This is a genomic window from Chitinophaga sp. Ak27, assembly GCF_012726295.1.
Taxonomy (GTDB): Bacteria; Bacteroidota; Bacteroidia; order Chitinophagales; family Chitinophagaceae; genus Chitinophaga.
Genome location: NZ_JABAOB010000001.1, coordinates 1,457,045 through 1,477,515, shown reverse-complemented (window position 1 = coordinate 1,477,515; position 20,471 = coordinate 1,457,045). Strand labels below are relative to the sequence as shown.

Annotated in this window: 16 protein-coding genes; 10 read left to right on the top strand and 6 right to left on the bottom strand. The window is 46.9% G+C overall.

Annotation, left to right across the window (positions count from 1 at the left end; translation table 11 throughout):
* Position 1: 1 nt before the first annotated feature.
* The gene (locus tag HGH90_RS05780; RefSeq protein WP_168767633.1) at positions 2-1,180 is read left to right on the top strand and encodes a hypothetical protein; all 1,179 of its coding nucleotides are present in this window, start codon (positions 2-4) and stop codon (positions 1,178-1,180) included.
* A gap of 53 nt (positions 1,181-1,233) precedes the next feature.
* Here the strand turns inward: HGH90_RS05780 and HGH90_RS05775 are convergent, their stop codons facing one another.
* The 5 genes from HGH90_RS05775 to HGH90_RS05755 all read right to left on the bottom strand — a co-directional run bounded on the left by HGH90_RS05775 (position 1,234) and on the right by HGH90_RS05755 (position 6,340).
* A complete protein-coding gene (locus HGH90_RS05775; protein ID WP_169190622.1) occupies positions 1,234-2,469 on the bottom strand; it encodes an RNA polymerase sigma factor in 1,236 nt (411 codons plus the stop codon).
* Positions 2,470-2,528: 59 nt separating this feature from the next.
* Entirely contained in the window at positions 2,529-2,867 is a 339-nt protein-coding gene (locus tag HGH90_RS05770) for a YciI family protein (RefSeq protein WP_168767631.1), read from the bottom strand.
* 45 nt (positions 2,868-2,912) lie between these two features.
* Positions 2,913-3,377 carry a carboxymuconolactone decarboxylase family protein gene (locus HGH90_RS05765; RefSeq protein ID WP_168767630.1) on the bottom strand — a complete coding sequence of 155 codons (465 nt, stop codon included), beginning with the start codon at positions 3,375-3,377 and terminating at the stop codon, positions 2,913-2,915.
* A gap of 140 nt (positions 3,378-3,517) precedes the next feature.
* Positions 3,518-5,491: a M1 family aminopeptidase gene (locus HGH90_RS05760; protein ID WP_169190621.1), complete on the bottom strand. Its 1,974-nt coding sequence runs from the start codon at positions 5,489-5,491 to the stop codon at positions 3,518-3,520.
* Positions 5,492-5,542: 51 nt separating this feature from the next.
* Complete coding sequence (locus tag HGH90_RS05755; RefSeq protein WP_168767628.1) at positions 5,543-6,340, bottom strand: helix-turn-helix transcriptional regulator; 798 nt, start codon at positions 6,338-6,340, stop codon at positions 5,543-5,545.
* 151 nt (positions 6,341-6,491) lie between these two features.
* Here HGH90_RS05755 and HGH90_RS05750 point away from each other — a divergent pair, with 151 nt between their 5' ends.
* Positions 6,492-8,018 carry a serine hydrolase domain-containing protein gene (locus HGH90_RS05750; protein WP_169190620.1) on the top strand — a complete coding sequence of 509 codons (1,527 nt, stop codon included), beginning with the start codon at positions 6,492-6,494 and terminating at the stop codon, positions 8,016-8,018.
* Positions 8,019-8,086: 68 nt separating this feature from the next.
* Here HGH90_RS05750 and HGH90_RS05745 read toward each other — a convergent pair whose 3' ends face one another.
* The gene (locus tag HGH90_RS05745; protein WP_169190619.1) at positions 8,087-10,429 is read right to left on the bottom strand and encodes a TonB-dependent receptor; all 2,343 of its coding nucleotides are present in this window, start codon (positions 10,427-10,429) and stop codon (positions 8,087-8,089) included.
* Between the two features lie 170 nt (positions 10,430-10,599).
* Between HGH90_RS05745 and HGH90_RS05740 the strand changes: the two genes are divergently transcribed.
* The 8 genes from HGH90_RS05740 to HGH90_RS05705 all read left to right on the top strand — a co-directional run bounded on the left by HGH90_RS05740 (position 10,600) and on the right by HGH90_RS05705 (position 20,415).
* A complete protein-coding gene (locus HGH90_RS05740; protein WP_169190618.1) occupies positions 10,600-11,286 on the top strand; it encodes a hypothetical protein in 687 nt (228 codons plus the stop codon).
* A gap of 73 nt (positions 11,287-11,359) precedes the next feature.
* On the top strand, positions 11,360-12,193 hold the full coding sequence (locus tag HGH90_RS05735; protein WP_169190617.1) for a helix-turn-helix transcriptional regulator: 834 nt from the start codon (positions 11,360-11,362) through the stop codon (positions 12,191-12,193).
* Between the two features lie 69 nt (positions 12,194-12,262).
* The gene (locus HGH90_RS05730) at positions 12,263-12,670 is read left to right on the top strand and encodes a DinB family protein (RefSeq protein WP_168767623.1); all 408 of its coding nucleotides are present in this window, start codon (positions 12,263-12,265) and stop codon (positions 12,668-12,670) included.
* Between the two features lie 17 nt (positions 12,671-12,687).
* Positions 12,688-12,975, top strand: a complete 288-nt coding sequence (locus HGH90_RS05725) for a DUF1330 domain-containing protein (protein ID WP_168767622.1) — start codon at positions 12,688-12,690, stop codon at positions 12,973-12,975.
* A 320-nt stretch (positions 12,976-13,295) separates the two neighbouring features.
* A complete protein-coding gene (locus tag HGH90_RS05720) occupies positions 13,296-13,895 on the top strand; it encodes an RNA polymerase sigma factor (RefSeq protein WP_168767621.1) in 600 nt (199 codons plus the stop codon).
* A gap of 121 nt (positions 13,896-14,016) precedes the next feature.
* A complete protein-coding gene (locus tag HGH90_RS05715; protein WP_168767620.1) occupies positions 14,017-15,201 on the top strand; it encodes a FecR family protein in 1,185 nt (394 codons plus the stop codon).
* A 282-nt stretch (positions 15,202-15,483) separates the two neighbouring features.
* Entirely contained in the window at positions 15,484-18,819 is a 3,336-nt protein-coding gene (locus tag HGH90_RS05710) for a TonB-dependent receptor (RefSeq protein WP_168767619.1), read from the top strand.
* Between the two features lie 18 nt (positions 18,820-18,837).
* Complete coding sequence (locus HGH90_RS05705; protein ID WP_169190616.1) at positions 18,838-20,415, top strand: RagB/SusD family nutrient uptake outer membrane protein; 1,578 nt, start codon at positions 18,838-18,840, stop codon at positions 20,413-20,415.
* The last annotated feature ends 56 nt before the right edge of the window (positions 20,416-20,471 follow it).

Below are 20,471 nucleotides of genomic sequence, written 5' to 3'. Positions count from 1 at the left end.
CATGCCGCTATACAAACACCTACTGATAGGCCTGTTGATGATGGGGGCCAGTCACCAGCTTTTTGCACAGGAAACTACCGCAGATAAACTCAGCATACCCCAAACCAGCGCTTTTAAGCTGGTAGATGTATCGCCTACCCTGATCGAATCTCCTGCTACGCCCAAGGCTTTCGGGGTATCGGTATTGCAGAGCTTTGCCGGAGATGGATGGCCACAGAATTATACGGCCCAATTCACACCATACTGGTGGGCACTCCCCAAAAAGCGGGATGTCTTCCGCTTTATAGGCGTAAAAAGAGATACAAGTCATCCGGCGGCTGCCTGGAAAATGCAACCTTTTTCCGCTCTTCAATTCACCAATATTTCGGTGGCCTTTATCCGGAAAGATATGATCCCGGACACTTCCGGGCTGTCGCAAAAAGTGTTTTCTATTGGTTTTCATTCTACCCTGGTAAGGGCTTACCGCAGCAGTTACGCCGCCCGCCTGCATGCCCTGGTAGATACGCTTACGCAAAAGCAGCAAGCCGATATACTGGATGCGGTGAGCTCCGATCCGGCCTATGATGCCGCGGTTACCAGCGGCGATACGGCTACTATTGCCCGTATTCTCCGGCAGTATACCGCCCGCAAAAATGAAGCGCTAACGAGCCTGATGACACGGGTGAAAAACCAGTTGACGGAAAAGCCGCTTTTCCAATGGGATGTTGCCGGAGCCTATGCCACCTACGGTATCGCAGATACTACCTGGAAAACAGGAAGGGTAGGGGTATGGACTACTTTATCGCTCAATACACCGCTCAATTTTGATGCAGCGGTACCTAATACCAATTACCTTAGCATAGCCGCCTATGGCCGGTATATGTATGATGCCTATGCACTGGAGAAAGGTATGGTGACGGGCTCCAACAGCTTCGATCTGGGCGGACGCCTGTCGTTTGAATTTGATCCCATAAGTTTCGGTGTGGAAGCCGTTTACCGGAAATATGCGGTGGATGAACACCTGAAATCGCAGCGGGTGGTAGGATATGCCAATTACAGGATCGCAAAGAATGTCTATATCAATGGCGCCTTTGGCAATGACTTCGGACTGGATAAATCCCGTATTCTCGCCATCTTCGGTATCTCCCTCGGATTTGGTAACGAAAAACTGGACCTGGGTCAGCTGCCTCCGCTGCCCTGAGTATACCCGGTATACACTACCTGCTGTGGCTCCCCACAGCAGGTAGTCAATTTTTACGTAAGCTGATTTATTTTCTCGCGGATGCCCTGTTTTTCTGCATCCGTTTTAGCGAGGTTGTATGCCTTTTGTAGATGGGATAAGGCTTTGGCATTATCTATTTCTTTATACAGCTCTCCGAGCAACAGGAAATAAAAATGATTATCTGTCAACTGTAATTTCTCTGCTTCAATTAAAGCCGCTTTCCGGCCATTGGCTTTATATAGGGCAAAGGTCCTGTTGAGTGCTACGCTGGGAGAATAATTGATGAGTAGTAACTGGTTATAGAGTTGAAGGATTTCTTCCCATTTTTCGGGGCTGTCTTCTTTGATACAATGCCAGTAAGCAATACGCGCTTCCAGGTGATAGGAGCTGATTTCCTGGCCCCGGGCAGACAAGCCCAGGAAATGTTCTCCCTGGTGGATGAGTGCCTGGTCCCATAGCGATTCGTCCTGTGCTTCATATAATACCACCGTGTCATCCGGTGTTTGCCGGGCGTCGAACCGGGAGGCATGAAAACACATGAGGGCAATCAATGCATTGGTGGAAGGCCGGTTGGTAGCTTCGTATTCGGTGAGCATGAGCCCCAGCCGCAGTGCTTCTACACAAAGCTCTTTCCGCAAGATCTGGTTCTGGGTTTGGGAATAATATCCTTCGCTGAAAAGGAGGTAAATGATGTGTAATACATTATCCAGCCGCTTCACAATTTCATGTTCAGGGGGCAGCTCCATCTTTATTTGTTCGGTGCGCAGTTTTTCTTTGGCCCGGAATAACCGTTTATTAATGGTTTCTTTATTGGAAAGAAATGCTTCGGCAATTTCTTCAATACCAAAACCGCAAAGAATGCGCAATGCTAACCCAATCTGCGCTTCGCTGGCGATGGCGGGATTGCACACGGCAAACAGCATTTGCAGCTGGCTGTCTTTAATCTGCTGTGGCGAAAACTCCAGCACATCGCCTTCCGTGCTTTTTTCATTGCGGTGAGTAATTTCCGGCAACACCTTTTCTTCGTAGATTTTATTTCTCCGGAAATGATACAACGTTTTTTGTTTGGCCACCAGGTATAGCCAGGCGGTGGGATTGGCCGGCATCCCTTTTATACCCCAGGTTTCCATGGCCTGTAAAAAAGTTTCGCTAACAATATCTTCTGCCAGCTCTATGTGCTGTAAGCCATAAGTGTGGCTGATGACAGCTACCATCTTGGCAAATTCCTGTTGAAATAAATATTTGAGTGAAGCGGTTTCCTTTTCCATACGATATGGCAAAAACCACTCGCTGAAGGAGTGGTTTTTTTGTGAACAGATATAAAAATTTATTGCATGATAGCCCTGATTTCTACACTACCATTAGCATCCAGCGCAGGACAGCCATGTGCCAGTGTAGTAGCTTCTTCCAGGGTATCGGCTTTTACAATCATAAAGCTACCCAGGCGTTCCCTGATTTCTACAAAGGGGCCATCGGTAATCACACCACCGGCTTTCAATACCTTACCATCAGTTTCCAGCCGACGCCCGGTGGCGCCCAATTTGCCCTGGGCGGCAATTCCGCCTACCCAATCGGCCCATTTTTTTCCAATGGCCTGCATCTCTTCAGAAGTAGCTTGACTGTAATCATAACTGGGCTGACGGAATATTAACATGAACTCTTTCATGACGTATTATTAGTTTAAATAGTGAATGAATGTACGATTAAATTATTAGTTAGCTTTTGCGTTAAACATGCCTGGCTGGTAATTGCCGGCTACCGGGCGGAAAGCGATATTGATGCGGTTATAGCCACTGATGGTAATCGCAGCGATGGTTAAGTCGATCAGCTCTTCTTCAGAAAATTCCCGGCGGGCAGTTTCATATACCTCATCCGGGGCTTCATTGGCATTGATAGCTTCTACCCAGCCGAAGGCTGCGCGTTCACGTGCTGTATATACTGGTGATTCTTTCCATGCCGGCAACATATACAGGCGTTGCTCTGTTTCGCCCATTGCACGTAAATCTTTGGAGTGCATATCGAGGCAGAAGGCGCAGCCATTTACCTGTGATATCCGGAAATAGATCAGGTGCAGGAGAGGTTGTTCAATACTGGATTTACCCAGGTACATGCCTAAGCCAAATAATGCTTTCAGTGCTGATTGTCCTTTTTGCAGATAGTTAATTCTTGGTTCCATGATGTCTTTCGTTTTTATGTATTATTGAATGTTTGTGTTTATACTTCAATAATGCTCGGGTAAATCCGAATTGGACATTCTAGGGGAAAATTTTTCAATTTTTTTTATTTTCCGTTGTAAATCCGCTACAGTACAGTATTTTAATTTTCCAATAAAGCTACTTTTGCCGCCATGCCATCTGCTTTTTGGTTGGCTTCATCGGCAGTGATGGCATTTCTGCCAGCCCATTGCATTAGCTCGGTATTGTGCTGGCCGGCGGCAATCTGGGCTATGCGGAAATAGGTATATGCCAGCAGCTCCGGCACCCGCGATGCACATTGCAGCGCGCGTTGATAATAGCCCAGGGCCTCTGCAGGCTTATTTTGTGTGCTCGTAATCCGTCCCAGCTGATACAACAGCGAAAATTCTACCCCGGCAGTGTCACCGGCAATACCTTCTTTTAAATAGGAATGCGCCAGGCTGGCTGCTTCATTATCCTTACCATCCATCCGCAGCCATAACACCCGCCCTGGCCTGGCCTGGGCATAGGCTATCCTGGCCAGCGAATCCTCCCAGTGCAATACCTTAAAATAGGGATCTACCTGTACGGATGCTACTGCGTTGGTTACCGGCAGCTGAAATGTTTCGCTGCGGGAGTCAATGTTAATGTTCTCCATAACCTGGTGCCCATCTTTATAAGTAACCAGCACTTCCAGCGGTAGCTGGTAAAGACTGTCTTTTTGAGTAATAGTTAGCTGGAGATGATTACCTTGTTGTTGCCACTGCTGCTCCCAGGCTGGCGCCCCGGTGCGTTCGAACCATTGCCGGTAAAACCATTGTAAACTGCTGCCATGGGCGGTTTCCATTTCGTGGAGGAATTGATCCCAGCTCACGCCATCGCGACTGTACTGGTTGCTGATGGTTTGCATGGCTTTATGGAAAACGGATTTTCCAACTACGTTGGATAATAGTTCCAACGCCAGGAATCCTTTGCTATCTCCCAGTGTATGGCCATTGCCGCCGGTAAGGGCCGACAACGGTTCATCATTGCCCGCCGCCACATTTTTAAGATAGCCCAGTCCGCTCTGATCACGCAGATAGCCGGCATAGCCGGTTTTCCGGTAATAAATGGCATGTGCACTATCAAAATGGCTCACCACCTGTAGGGAGCCATACTGCGCCATGCCTTCCGACAGCATTTCGGCGCCTCTGCGGCCCTTCGACAGGACCTTGTTGCCCCACCACTGGTGTCCTATCTCATGGCCAAAGAGGGCGTAATTAAATTCATGCAATGCACCGGTGGGCATCACTACGCCACCTAATACACTGGCGCCGCCAATGCCGGTGCGCTCAGATACCGCATCAGGGAATTCAATGATGGAAAAATTGGGAATCGTTAAAGGGCCAAACAGGGAGGCGAGATAATCCAGTACCATAGCGGCCTGCCTTGATAACTGGCTGCCATTCACGCTTTTACTGATACTATAGGTATAAAAGGGGTACTTGCCCTGGTATTCCTGCCGCGTATAGTGACCAATATATAGAGAGAAGATATCGGGCTGGTCGTACCGGAATTCGGTCGTTTGCCCCGAACCTGTTGGAATGGCAGTACTCATCTTACTGGCTGCCATCACGGGCATAAAGCCGGCAGGGGTGGTTACCCGGATGCTGCCGCCGCCCCGTATGGCATTGTCGGTACCATCGGCAGCGCGTGCCATTACCTGGGGGTACCATGCGGAGCCATATCCGCCAGCCATGCAGAAGCTGCTGTCGATATAAAACTGGAAAGCCGGCGTAGCGCCGCGGTCCAGGACATAGCTAAAGCGCAGCACCGTGCCCTCAGGCAGCGGACGGCTAAACCGCCAATGATAAACGATATCGCCGGATTCGTTGGTGCTGGTATCCATCGCGGCGCTCCTGCCTTCCAGCTGTAACCGGGAATGGCCCTGGCCACGGCTCATCACCATCGTAACAGTATCAGTAGCTGGTGTACTGGTGGTAAACCGGAGACTGCCCGTTACCTGGAAAGCTTTCTTTTCAGGATCGGCCTGCACTTGTAACTGGTAAATAAGCTGGCGCTGGGCACATAACCACAGGGGACATAACAGGAACAGCAAAAGGGTAAGTCGGCGCATCTTTTTTTTATACAAAGAAAAAGATCGGGGACCAATAAAAATGGAACCAGATTAACTATTCAGGAGCCTCCTGAATTGATAGGGTGTACTGCGGTAATGCCGACGGAATATCCTCACTAAGTGGGAGGCATCCGAAAATCCGGCCGCGAAAGCAATGTCGGCAATGGGGAGAGAAGTGGTAAACAACAGGAACAGGGCTTTTTTTACCCGCATTTCCATTTGGTATTCCCCAGGCGTCATGCCTTCTTTTTCCCTGAATGCGCGGGCAAGGTAAATAGGATGTACATATACACGGGAGGCGAGTGAATGGATGGTGTGATGAGTATCAAATTCATTTTCCAGGATGGCCTTTGCTTTCGACAGCCAGGGCAGGCGGGAAGGGATTTTAACGGCACTTACATCCGACAGCCAGCCCAGGATATATTCTTCAGACATACTACCGGAAGGATCCTCCAGGAAAGAATATAGCAGCTGGTATAAATACTGGAAGGTGCCAGTTTTGTACACTGTTAGCGTGGTGGGTAATTGTTGTGGAGACGCCAACTCATTTAATCCCGGGTGTTTAAATTCAATATTCAGGCATCTGCCGGGAATGGCATGGAACCTGTTGGCATGTGTGTAACCGGCAGGCCGGAACAATACCTCTCCGGGAAGAATGGCTTGCTGATGGCGGCCCGCCATCTCCTCATATCCACCGCTGATCAGCAGGCTGAGATACGCATTTTCATGGCAGTGGTCATGCAAATGTGTATTGGGCTGATATGCGGTGATATTCAGCTTGAAAAGCGCTGTTTCGTTAAACTGCTGCTCCTTACCAAAATAATGTCCGGCAGAGAGAAGGATACTCATAAAGCTGGCCGGCGCAAGAATGGTGTTACCGGCAAAAACAAATATACAGGAAAATCAGCCGGTTTCGTCACAGCATTTACTGCTTTCACCACATGTGTATGCCGATTTCATGAAAGCATTATAATATTGGTTGCCTTATAAAACTATATTTATGCGTATACTTATTACTGGAATAATATGCCTGGCGGCGGCGGCGGTCTTCGCGCAGGGCCGCGATACAGCCTTGAAAGCCTATTTCGATAGTATTTCCGCTCATCATTTGTACGACGGAAATATAGCCCTGACAGAAAATGGGCATAAAGTATACGCCTTCTCCGATGGATACGCCGACTATGCCACAGGGCAGCGCAATACCATGCAATCACGCTTTAACCTGGCCTCCATTTCAAAAATATTCACGGCTACGGCTATCCTCCAGTTAAGAGATAAAAAGCAACTGAGGCTGGAAGACCCGGTTACCCGCTATCTGCCCGGGTTTCCATTCCCCGGCATTACCATCCGCCACTTGCTTACGCATACCTCCGGATTGCCTGATCTGGAATTGTATGAGGAGGTGGTTAAACAATATCCTGATTCGGTGATTACCAATGCGGCTATACTACCCTTGCTCCGACAGTGGAACAAAGAGCTTTATTTTACGCCGGGTGATCAATTCCGGTATTGTAACACCAACTTCAGTTTGCTGGCCCTGATTGTGGAGAAGATAACCGGCAGCTCGTTCCCAGCCTATCTCGAAAAACATATTTTCAAACCCGCCGGCATGAAAGATACCTATGTAGCAGTATATGGCAGCAGTAATTTCCAGGATAGCCTTCGTGTAAAACAGCAGGTAATACCTGCATTATATGACTCGGCCTACACAGATGCGACCCTCGTAAAGCGTTACCGGTACAGTGAGTATAATAACCAGGCAAGCATAGGGCCATCCAATGTAATTACCACAGCAGACGATATGATAAAATTTGACAACGCTTATTTTAGCGGGAAACTGTTGAAGCTGTCTACTGTAGAAGAGGCTATTACTCCGTTGAAACTCAATAATGGCAAAGTATACACGGAGCATATGGATACCATGCTGGGAGAAGGAACCGGGCAGTATGGCCTGGGCTGGGATATATTTATACAGCCAGGTTATGGAAAAGGAGTGGGGCATGGCGGGTTTAAATTTGGATTGGCTACTTTTTATTATCATCACCTGGCGCGCAAACAGGTCGTGATAGCCTACACTAACGGTAATAGCAGGTTTGGAGAAAATGTAACCTCCTGTTTTTATATGTTAAATCATCAGCGACCTATGCCATTGGATTTTAAAAAGTCTGCCGTGCGGGCCTATGCTAATGCGCTGATAACCGGGGGCGCTGACCACGCTGCCTGTATGTTGCACCTTTATAAAGCGGATACTTCTCATTATTATTTTAATACACGGGAGATGAACTTCCTGGGATATGACTTCCTGTACCAATGCAGCGCCAAAAAACATCAACAGTGGTCGCTTGAAACATTTAAACTGAATACCTTCCTGGATCCAGGGAATTTTAATACATATGACAGCTACGGAGAAGCACTGCTGGAAACCGGTTACCGCGAAGACGCTGTCAGGATGTATAGGAAATCCCTTGAATTGAACCCTAACAGCGCAGATGGGTTAAAGGCTATGAAGAAATTAGGACTACTTTAACTATCATAAAAACAGGCAGCCGGAAAGCCACCAGCTGCCTGTTGTACATAAGGGTGATATATAAATGGTTAGTAACTCACGGAAATGCCTATGTTAAATGCGGCGCCTTTGCCCTTTGCATAAAAACCCGGAATCATAAACCACTGTGATCTTGCAGGGAAGTAATCGGTGTTAAAGAGGTTTTCTACACCCAGTGTCAGCAGAGTACTGCGTGTAACACGGTAGCTGGCATTCAGGTTAAAGAGGTGATAAGGTTTTACGATACCTTCATAGCCTTTATATAGTCCACTGGGCAATTTTTCAAAACGATCCCGTTTCATAATTCCAGTATAATGCAACTGTACCTCCAGCGTATTCAGCGGACGATAGCTGATGCTGCCGCCTATTTTAGGCGCGGCAATACGGCGGTTGTTGAGGTATACATCATAACGGTTAACGCGCCCGGTATCGGATTTGCCCTCTGCATAGCTGAAAGTAGCATTCAGGTCCAGGTTGCTGAGCAGGCGATATTGTACTGCCGCTTCAAAACCGTATATACGTTCCGGTGTCCTGCTTACAACGAACAGATCGGTTTTGGTGTCATATACCATTTCAGCGCCCAGCCTCGAGGTGCTGACAAAGCCGGTCAATTCAAAGCGGAATCGCTGCATTTTACTCACAAATCCGAGTTCGTAGTTATTGACCTGTACGGCTTCGGTATTGATTTTCTTTAAGTCATTCACCTTGGCGTCACGGAGCGCTAAGCCTATGTCAGATACGGAAAAGCCCTGGGAGAAGCTGATATAGGGTGAGAACAGGGGAAGGCGGTTGTAACGAATGCCTACATTGAACAAGGTGGCGGTATAGTTAAGATCTCCGCCTTTTACGGCAAAGCTGGGCGTTATCGTAGCACCGCTGGCGTTAGTAATCCGCAGGGTAGTATAGTCGTTGACACCAATCTTCACGTTCTCTACCCGGATACCGCCTTTTACGATAAGGTCATCCATAAAAGTCCACTGCGTTTCTGCGAAAGGAGCGATGTTAAACATATTCATCTCCGGTACCCATATCCGTCCATCTACCAGTGGCTGGGAAGTAATATCGTTAACCAGGTCGGCACCATAAGACAAACTGCCTTTGCTGGTTATTGGCGAATTGAACATAAAGCGGAATCCCTTTTTCTTTGATAAAGTATGCGATTGTCCATCGCCGCCTTCAAAGCGTCCCAGGGAAACGTAAAAGATATCATCACGCGATTCATAGTAAGCATCGGCTTGCAGGCTGGCGCCGCCAATGAGACTGTCGGCATGCCAGGAAAGCTGGAGGTTATGGTTGCCGTTGATACCGGTAGGACTGCCCGCCTGTTTGCCCAATACGCCGGTAGCCGGTTTGCCCGTGAGATAATCACCATTTACCAGGGTGTAGTTGGAGTTTTGCAGGCTACTGTACAGGTTATACATGAGCTGAATACGGTGGCGGCGATTGGGTGTATATCCCAGTTTAACGAAAGCGTTGTAGCTATCGGTTTCTCCCAGGCTGTAGTTGGGGCCTACAAGTTTTCCTTTCGCATCTTTCCATTCGCCGGTACTTTCATACACGCCGTTTACTACGTAATCAAATTTACCGGACTTTCCGTGCAACAACTGGCCGATACGGCCGCCCACACTGTTTTTGAGGCCAGCCAGCGATCCGGTCATGTTTAAGCTGGTCTTACCCCCGATAGCTTTTTCGTCTCTGGGAGTCAGGGTAATATAGTTGATCAGGCCACCAGCAGCGCCATTGCCGTAGATAGCGGTAGCGCCTTTGATCACGTCGATATGCTCCAGCACCGCCGGGTCAATAGAACGCAGGTCTACTTCTCCATTACGCAGGGGAGTGGATTGAGGGATACCATCAATCATAATGAGTACGGATCTTCCGCGCAGCGACTGCCCCACATTACTGTTGGTTTGGGCAGATGGCGCCAGCCCGGGTACTTCATTGGCCAGTATCTGGGTAATATCGGTAGTAACCGCCATATTATCTTCCAGTGTTTTACGGGACAGCACTGTTACCGACGACGGGATATTATCAAGCATTTCTGGTTTACGGCTGGCAGATACGACCACCTCTCCCAGTTCGCGGGAAGCAGGTGTCAGCAGCCAGTCGACCGTTTGCTCACCTCCGGCCTGCAGCGTTTTGGACTGGGTATCATATCCTATTAAGGAAGCCGTTAATACTACCACGCCGGATTGACTGGTTTCGATAGTATATTTTCCATCCTTGTCGGTATAAGCTGCGGCAACACTGCCCTTAATCTGCACAGTGGCATACCTGAGGGGTTCACGTCCCGAACGTACTACGCCTTTAATAACAGTCTGCTGGGCGGATGCAACCAAAGAAAAAAGACAGGAAAATAAAATAGCTACGAATAGGTTGGTTGAAGTTGACATGTTTGCCGTTGAAATTTTTTGCAAAATTAGGGGCAGGGAAAGCATGGCAGCGATCGTATCGGGAATTTGATTTATGGAAATGGGAAAATTTGCAGGTGGCAGTGGAAGAGATTGAGCGTGATTCGTGGTCATCGAAATGATTACCTTTATTAAATGAAATACATCTGGTCATGAAAAAATGGTTACGACAGCTATTCATGCGTGAGAAAAAAAATCCCGAAATATATACTCCGCTTTATTTTGAAAAAAAATTGGCTGTTAATATGTGGACGGATCAGGAGGTAGATGATTTTAGGAAGGCATTACTTCGTACGATCAATTGGGTCGAAACACTGACCAGGGAGAGGGAAATTACCACGGGTACTTATAAAACAATACTCCGGCGTACCAATCCGCTGATAGCAGATGTGCCGCTGTATAATTTTGATGCGGAATACCTGGCCTGGAATCATAACCCTGCTGATGAACGCCGCTTTTATGGGGATCTCCTGCAGCAGATGATGCAGCAAAGACCTGAAGTAAGAGATCAATATCTTCCGGATATCGGAAGTATGGGAAGAATACTTTCTTTTGAAACATCCATATCCGCCGGGGATGGGGCGCCATTGGAAGCAAGCCAGGGGTTTGTTGATTTAAACGATACGCCGCCTGTTGATACCTGGTTTTATCTGAAAAGTAATTATGATCATGGTACAAGTTATGCCTGTGAGCAGGTTTTGTTTTGCTGGATTCCCAAGGCTTTTGAGAATGTGATGCAGTCAGCCATAAATGTTGAAATACTGGATAGTTACAGGTGGGTCGATGAAAATGACCGGCTGTTATATCAACAGCTGCAAAAGCATTTACCGCAATCGTGAAAAGGAGCACTTCCCCTCCTGACATAAGGTTGTCGCAACGCCGGTTTATATTTGTATCATCAAATTAAAAAGCATGGAGGCAGACATTCAAACACTTTACCAGTCGGATATCGGTGCTGTGCACAATTTTCTGTGCCAGTGCCGGCAATGCAAAGTGTCCGGTAAAGAATACCAGGAAAAATTTTCTATTGCTTATATCCGCAAGGGCAACTTCCGGTTTAAAGTATTCAGGAACGACCTGGATGCCTATAGTGGTTTATTTCTCCTGTGTAAACCTGGTTATGAACACCAGGTGGCACATATACACGATATCCCGGACCAATGCACTATTTTTTCTTTCCCGGCAGAAAGCGCGGCGCTGTTACAGGAGCAGGCTACGGGATTCGACTGGTTCTTTAAAAATCCGGATATACAGTCGGTGCTGGTAAAAGCAACGCCTGAAATGGAACTGTTGCATCAGCATATTTTCCACCAGCTTGGAAAGCCGCATTATTCCCAACTATGGGTGGAGCAGCTGATGACAACACTTTTTTTGCGGGTATTATCGGCAGGTAATGATTTAAAACAGCCGGTATTGAGTGATAAACAAAAGAGATGTTATTTACCGGTGATAGAAACCGTGAAGGCATTTATCCACGAAAACCACACCGACGTCATTACTTTACCGCAACTGGCTGCGCTGGGACATATGAGCCCTTTTCATTTTAACCGGTTATTCAAACAGGTGACTACCACTACACCTTATCATTATTTATTGCAGGTACGGTTGCAACAGGCACACCTGCATTTGCGCCATACCAGGCTACCGGTCACAGATATCGCTTTCTCCACCGGATTCAACAGCCTCGAACATTTTTCAGCAGCGTATAAAAAGCAATTTGGAAAATCACCATTAGCCACCCGTTGAAAAAAGCGCAATTTTCCTTAAATAGATGGGATAGCCGCCGGTTAATTTTGTGATATCAAATCAATAATTATGAAAACGCAATTATTAACCACCCTGGAAAATGCCAGGAATTATACCCTGGGCGTGGCAGCGGCGATGCCGGCAAAGCAATACGATTTTAAACCGGCAGCGGAAGTTTGGACCTTTGGAGAATTGTTACATCATATCGGTTATGGCATCGGTTGGTGGGAAGAGAATTTTATCCGGCAGCAATCATCCGACTGGAACCCGCCAGCGCCAGCTTTCGGTAAAGAGGCAACAATGAGTTATTTAGACGGCGCTTTTGCCGAATTGAAACAAAGCGTGGAAAAGAATGCCACCACAGATAAAGCGATAGCCGGATTTTATGCTACTATCGATCATATTACGCACCATCGCGGACAGGCAATTACCTACCTGCGTTGCAGAGGCATTGTACCGCCGGAATATATTTATTAACCTATAATAGCTGTTTTATGCCAGTGTACTATGTAAATAGTTATGATATCACCAACATGGAGGAATATGCCCGGTATGGCCCGCCGGTAGCGGAATTGTTGAAGAAATATGGCGCTGAAATATTGGCGGCCGATCTGCAGGCGATCGGGGTAGAAGGTAACCCCAGAACGATGAATGCCATTATCAGGTTTCCATCAGAAGCAGCCGCGCTGCAATGCTATGACGATCCGGAATACCAGCCCCTGAAAGCTATCAGGTGGAATTCCTGTAGTAGTGGAAGCATGATCCTGGTACATGGACTATAAAGTAAGAGCAATGGACATTCCCATTGCTCTTACCGTTTTTTAAAAAGCTATTTATATATGTAAAAATTGTATCTATTCATGCAAAAATAGAGGATGTTTTTTGTATAAATGTAACCCCATGGCGTAAATGGCCTATATCTGCTGCTCATAAATAATGGAAACCAGGCTTTCGGGAAGTATATTTTCTGTATTTTACATTTTGTATCCAATGGTATTGACTGGTTTTTACCATTATACCTGGTAACTCAACTTGTTATTTCTAAAATTGCCCGGCATCTGAATGAATGTTCAGTGCCGTTGAGCAGGGGTTTTTAAAGAGGATGGATAATAATACAGGACATGAACTTGCACTTTTCCGCCAGATCGCAATGGGCGATGAAGCTGCGTTTGCGTCGTTGTTTCATTTGTATGTTCCAAAAATAAAGCCTGTAATCACCCAGATTATCCGGGTAGAAGGACCCGAGAAAGATATTATCCAGGAGATATTCCTGGGCATCTGGCTGGGCAGGGAAAAGTTAAATGAGGTAGCCGTGCCCCATAACTGGATCTTTAAGATGGTCTACTATCGCTGTTATACCTGGCTGGAGCGACAGGGGGTTAGAAATAAGGCAGTACATATTATGGGGCTTAAAAACCCGCTTGTCTCCAATTTTACGGAAGAAAATCTCTCCTTTTCAGAAACAGCGATGCTGGTAAAGCAGGCTATTCAACAACTCCCGCCCCAGGCAAAAAAAATATATATGCTTAGCAGGGAAGGAGGGCTGAAGATTACCGAAATAGCCAGTCAACTAGACTTATCTCCCCAAACTATTAAAAATTCACTGGTCCGCTCCCTGAAGTCCATCCGGGAATTCCTTGTCGAACATGGAGTTATCCTCCCACTCATCCTCCTGGAAATGGGAATTTTATTTTTTTGTTAAAATTTTTTTATCCCGATAGGTACTATCGGTTATTTGGCGGTACGTATAAATACAGGGAGCTGTTTTTCCTGTTCACCTGTGCTACGTTATCAACTGAGTATTATATTTAAAAATCACGGTATTGCCTGATATAGAAAGACTTACATACCTGCTGACGCGTATCCGTTCGCAGCAGGCCAGCAAAGAAGAGTACCAGGAGCTGCTTTCCCTGATCCAGGCAGATGAATCGGGCGAGGTAATAGCGTTGATGGATGCTTTCCATGCACCGGAAACGCCGTCAACGGATGCCGGAGGGTATGATCATACTTATTGGCACGCCATATTAACAGAAATACTTGATACCGATAAAATCACAGCACAGCAGCCGGTGCGGTTCCTGTCCTGGAAAAAATGGTGGGCAGCCGCTGCGATTGTCGTAATCGCTGCTGCCGGGGTCTATTTTCTCCGGCCACATAAAGTGCAGCCACCTGTTGTGGCCACTAAAGCCCCTGTGCGGGATGTAGCCCCGGGTGGGAATAAAGCCATGCTAACCCTGGCCGATGGTTCACAGATAACGCTGGATAGTGCCAGCAACGGCTTATTGGCTACCCAGGGACACACCAAAGTAACCAAACTGTCCAACGGCCAGCTGGTGTATGATGAATCAGCCAATCCAGAAGGACAGGTGTTATATAATACGATGAGTACCCCTTTGGGCGGCCAGTACAAGCTGGTATTGCCCGACGGTTCCACAGTATGGCTCAATGCAGGGTCCTCCATTACTTATCCCACGGCATTTACCGGTAAAGAAAGAAGCGTGTCTATTACCGGTGAGGCCTTCTTTGATGTGGCGAAAAATGAAAAGATGCCATTCCTGGTAAAAACAAGGGGTACCGTGGTGGAAGTACTGGGTACACAATTCAATGTCAACGCCTATACAGACGAAGCGGCCATTGCTACTACCTTGCTGGAAGGGGCAGTACGCGTTAATCTGCGCCAGCAGCAGCTGCAGCTCCGGCCCGGACAACAGGCCAGGATAGCACCGCAGGCGGATAAAATAGCCGTGGTAGACCACGTAAACCTCCAGGAATGCGTTTCCTGGAAAGATGGATTCTTTTCATTCGATAATGCTGATCTCCCCACCGTTATGCGCCAACTGGCCCGGTGGTATAACATAGAAGTAAAATATGAAGGAGCCATTCCTCAACGCTCATTTACTGGAGAAATCGGCAGAAGCCTCTCACTATCACAAGTATTAAAGGGTTTAACTAAAACAAGAATCAAATATAGAATCGAAAATGGCAACAGGATCGTTATCCAGCCATGATTATTGAACAATTAAACAACTAAATAATTGAACAATGAATAAAACAAAGTCCTGGCAGCAGCCCTGCAGGCTTTTCCACGCATTTTTAAAATGAAAAAAACCGGGGATAAAGATTGGCGTCCTACCCCGGCTTTGGCTCAGTTTAATCAACAAACAAGTCGGTAAACATTATTTATTAATTCAACCAAACATTGCAAAAGTATGCAAGTAAATGCTATTTGTAATTCCGGTACCCGCAAATATTGGAAATATGCGGACGTATCCACCAAAATCCTGTTAGTTATGAAGCTAACTTCGTTTATGCTGCTGCTTGCCGCACTAGAGGTCAGTGCTAAAGGCAATGCCCAGACAGTGACCTACTCGGCCAAGGAGGTGAGTTTAAGAAAAGTGCTAAATATTATTAAAGACCAAACCGGTTATGTTTTCTTCTACGATAAGGAAGATATAAAAGACAGCCACCCTGTATCCCTGAACCTGAAAAATGCTTCTCCACAGGCAGCCATGGAAGCGGTGCTGCGGGATCAAAAACTCAGTTTCGACATCCAGGGCAATACTATTTTTATTACTAAAATGGAAACGCCGGTAGCTGCCGCCACCGTGGCTAATATACCGCCGCCGGTAACGCTTACTGGTAAAGTGACCGATGAAAACGGTGCACCTGTTCCTGGAGTATCTGTAGTCATTAAAGGCACCCAAAAAGGCGCTATTACTGATCCCGGTGGCGCATTTCATATTGCCACCACCGGCGAAAATGTAACCCTCCTGGTGACCAGTATTGGTTACGAAAGCCAGGAAGTGAAAGTAGCCGCCGGCCAAACACAGGTAAATATTAGGCTGAAACCAGATGTTAGTTCCCTGAAACAATTGGTAGTAGTAGGTTATGGCGTTCAGAAGAAAGCCAATCTCACCGGCGCCGTTGCCAGCATTGGCACCAAAGAACTGGCCAACAGGCCCGTTACCAGCTTAGGTAATGCGCTCCAGGGAACTATGCCCGGTGTAACCGTTACCGCTGCCGCCAGCGGCCAGCCAGGCTCCGATGCCGGAACCATCCGCATCCGGGGTATAGGTACGCTGAATAATGCCGATCCTATTGTGGTAGTGGACGGGGTAATCACTACCCTCGCCAACCTGAACAATATCAACCCGGACGATATCGCCTCCATGTCGGTGTTAAAAGACGCTGCTTCTGCTGCTATCTACGGTTCCCGTGCAGCCAACGGTGTTATCTTGGTAACTACCAAGCAGGGTAAAAAAGGCGTTACACAGGTAACTTACAATGCTTATGTAGGAAAGCAAAAAGCTACCGGTCTCCCTGATTTCCTACCCTCCTGGCAAGCAGCCACCCTGTTTAACCAGGCAAGGATAAACGAAGGGAAAACCGCCCGTTATACACCGGAAGAAATTCAGAAGTTTAAAGATGGCTCCGATCCGTTTAATTATCCTAATACGGACTGGTTGGGGATGTTTTATAAAGGAAGCGGTATCCAGCAAAACCATTACCTGGGCTTGTCTGGTGGGTCAGAAAAAACACAGTACAATTTGTCACTGGGTTTATTTGATGAAAATGGCCTCGTGAAGAAAACAAATGCCACCCGTTATACCGCCCGCCTGAACCTCAACTCAGAAGTAAGGAGCAACATACACGTAAATGCGAATGTGGGCTTTACCTCTACTGGCAAGAAAGAACCCAGCAATCCATATACCGGCGACTTTACACAGCTGGTACGCCAGATCAACCGCATTTCTTCTACCGTGCCTTATAAGTATAAAAATGGTTATTACGGCGCTATTGGCGACGGTAACCCTATGGCATGGCTCGAAGGCGCCAGCTTGAATCAATATGCCTACTACGACCTGATAGGTAATGTAGGCGCTGACTGGGAAATTATAAAGGGCCTGCATTTCAAGCCATCCATTGCCTACATCATGAAGATGAACCGTAACAAGAAGTTTGCTGCTGATCAACAGTACTATACCGCTAACGGCGACAGCTCCTTCTACCAGGGTCCTTCTTATGTAAGAGATGAAAATTACCTGACCAACACCCTGACACAACAGGCTTTACTGGAATATACCAGGTCCTTTGCCAAACATAATTTCAAGATCCTGGGCGGTTACTCACAGGAACATACAAAAGGAACTTTTGATGATGGTTACCGGAAGGGATTCCTGATTAATGCACTGAATGATGTCAACCTCGGTTACACAGATGGTCAGACAACCAGCGGGTATACTTACGAAATGGCTTTGCAGTCTTTCTTCGGCAGGTTGAACTATGACTATGATGGCAAATACCTCTTTGAAGCTAATCTCCGTTACGACGGTGCCAGCCGCTTTGCTCCCGACTACAGATGGGGCTTGTTTCCTTCCTTCTCTGCTGGTTGGAACATTGATCGGGAAAACTTTTTCGCTGGTGCAAAAGAATATATTTCCAATCTTAAATTAAGGGCTTCCTGGGGCCAACTGGGTAATCAGTATGTGAAAACATACGATGCTACCAATTATCCCACTTTCCCTTACTATCCATACGTTACTACTGTTAGTTCCGGACAGAACTATACTTTCGGAGGTACTAACCCCATCATTGCCAGTGGTTTTGCACCAGTAAATGGTGCTAATGCAGGTCTGCAATGGGAAAGTACAACAGAAAGCGGCCTGGGACTGGATGCAACCTTCCTGGATAATAAGCTTAATTTCACAGCCGATTATTTCTATAAAAAGACAAACAATATCCTGCTGACTCCCCCCGCCGCTTCTACCTATGGATTAAATGCTCCCGTACAAAATGCTGGTGCGGTGCTGAACAAAGGGTGGGAGTTTTCTCTCGGGTACAGCGACAGGAAGGGTGACTTCTCCTATAGCGCTAATTTCAATACTGCTATTATCAATACCAAAATAACTGATCTTCACGGAACAGGTCCCATCATTGATGGATATACGGTACAGCAGGAAGGGCTGCCCATCAATTCTTTGTATGGTTACATCGCAGAAGGTATCTTTCAGTCCGCGGATGAAATTGCCAAAGCGCCTAAACAGTCCACCACCACCGCTCCGGGCGATATTAAGTATAAAGACATTAATGGCGACGGTAAAATCAATAGTGCTGACCGGCAATACCTGGGCAACTATTTCCCTAAAGTAACTTTTGGTCTTAACCTGAGTGGTTCCTGGAAAAACTTTGATGCCAGCATCTTCCTGCAGGGTGCTGCCGGTGTGAAAACATACATTGACGCCGGTAAACTCGGTGCAGTAGGTAGCACTGTTGGTAGACCTACCACCGCACTGCTGGATACCTGGACACCTGAAAATACTGGCGCCGCGTTGCCTCGCATCTGGAGCAGCTATACACAGAATGATCCTAATGGTACCCCTTCTTCTTTTTGGGTGAAAGACGGATCTTACCTCCGTCTGAAAAATCTGCAGATAGGATATACACTTCCTGAAAATCTGCTGAAAAGAATTGGTCTTACTAAAGTGCGCTTTTATTACAGCGGCCAGAACATCCTTACATTCGATCACCTCTACAAATGGATAGATCCGGAAGCGCCGAACAGGAGCAGTATTTACTACTATCCACAAGTGAAAGTGAATACGCTGGGTGTAAATGTTAGTTTTTAACCGATAAGCATAACGATTATGAAAAGGAACATACTATATATATTTCTCTTTGCAGCTTTATTTGAAACGGCTTGTCAGAAAGATTATCTCGATAAACAACCGACCGATGCTTACAGTAATGACAATCTCTGGTCATCTTCTGTAGGTGCTACCGTAGCATTGAATGGCTGTTACAATGGTTGGGAAGGTGATTACAACCTCCTCTATATGGATGCCGTGAGTGACAATAGCTATAGCCAGTGGTATTGGGATAATTACCAGCACCTCGGCAATGGTACTGCCTCCGCAGCAGATCCAAATGTGCAAAACAGGTGGGATTACAAAACGATCCAGAAATGTAACTGGTTTATGGAAAACATCGACCGCGTACCTATGGATGATAAATTAAAAGCGCGATACAAAGGAGAGGTACGCTTCTTAAGAGCTTACCAGTATTTTACGATGTCGCAGCTCTATGGTGATGTGCCACTGGTTGTCAAGACCCTGACTGCCCAGGAAGCGGCAGCCGTAACCAGAACGCCACGGGCGGATGTACGCAAATATATCCTCGACGAACTGGCCGCTATTGCACCAGATCTCCCTGCCAGCTACAGTGGTAGCGATGTAGGACGCATTACACAAGGCGCCGCTCTTTCTCTGAAAGCCAGAATAGAACTGTATGATAAAAAATATGCAGATTGTATCGCCGATTGTAAAAAAGTAATGGGATTAGGCTATAACCTCTATCCCAACTACCAGGACTTGTTCCGCATTGCGAACGAAAACAACAGCGAAGTAATCCTCGATGTACAATATAAAGCCAATGATGTACCTAATGGCGATATCGGTATCATGCCTTCTTCCGGTTTCGGTGGCTGGGCTTCCCTGAGCCCCACGCAATCACTCGTAGATGCCTACGAGATGAAGAACGGTAAAACCATCGATGATCCTGCTTCCGGCTATGATGAGAGCAATCCCTATAATAACAGGGACCCTCGCTTATCCGCAACCGTAGTATATCCAGGCCAGATGTATGAAGGCAAATACTATAACTCTATTGAAGCCGGCAAGGATGATTATTACAACGGTAATAACAATTCTCCTTCTGCCTATATAGAGAAGAAATTTACTTCGCATCTGTCCGACTTCCCGGATATGTGGAACACAGGTTTGAATATGATCGTGATCCGCTATGCAGAAGTACTGCTCACCTATGCAGAAGCACAGATTGAATCAGGTGTAATCGACAACACGGTATACGATGCATTGGATGCTATCCGGAAACGCGCTGGTATGCCGGTGGTAGACAGGGCTGTGTACAATTCACAGGGTAAACTGCGTACCCTCGTAAGACGCGAACGTAGAGTGGAACTGGCATTGGAAGGTCTCCGCTGGTATGATGTACAACGATGGCAAATTGGTCCTGCCGTTAGAGCGGGCGTAGTATATGGCTCCAGGTTAGGAACCGTAGATCCTGCTACCGGTAAGCTTACATTGACCGGTGATCACGTAAAAGTGGAAACAAGAACCTTTAACGCGGGCAGAGACTACCTCTGGCCGGTACCGCAGAAAGAGAGAGACCTGAACAAGGGCCTGTCTCAAAATGAAGGTTATTAAGTTAGTTGAGTTTTATATATTTTCAAATCCCGCGAATTGCAAAATACGCGGGATTT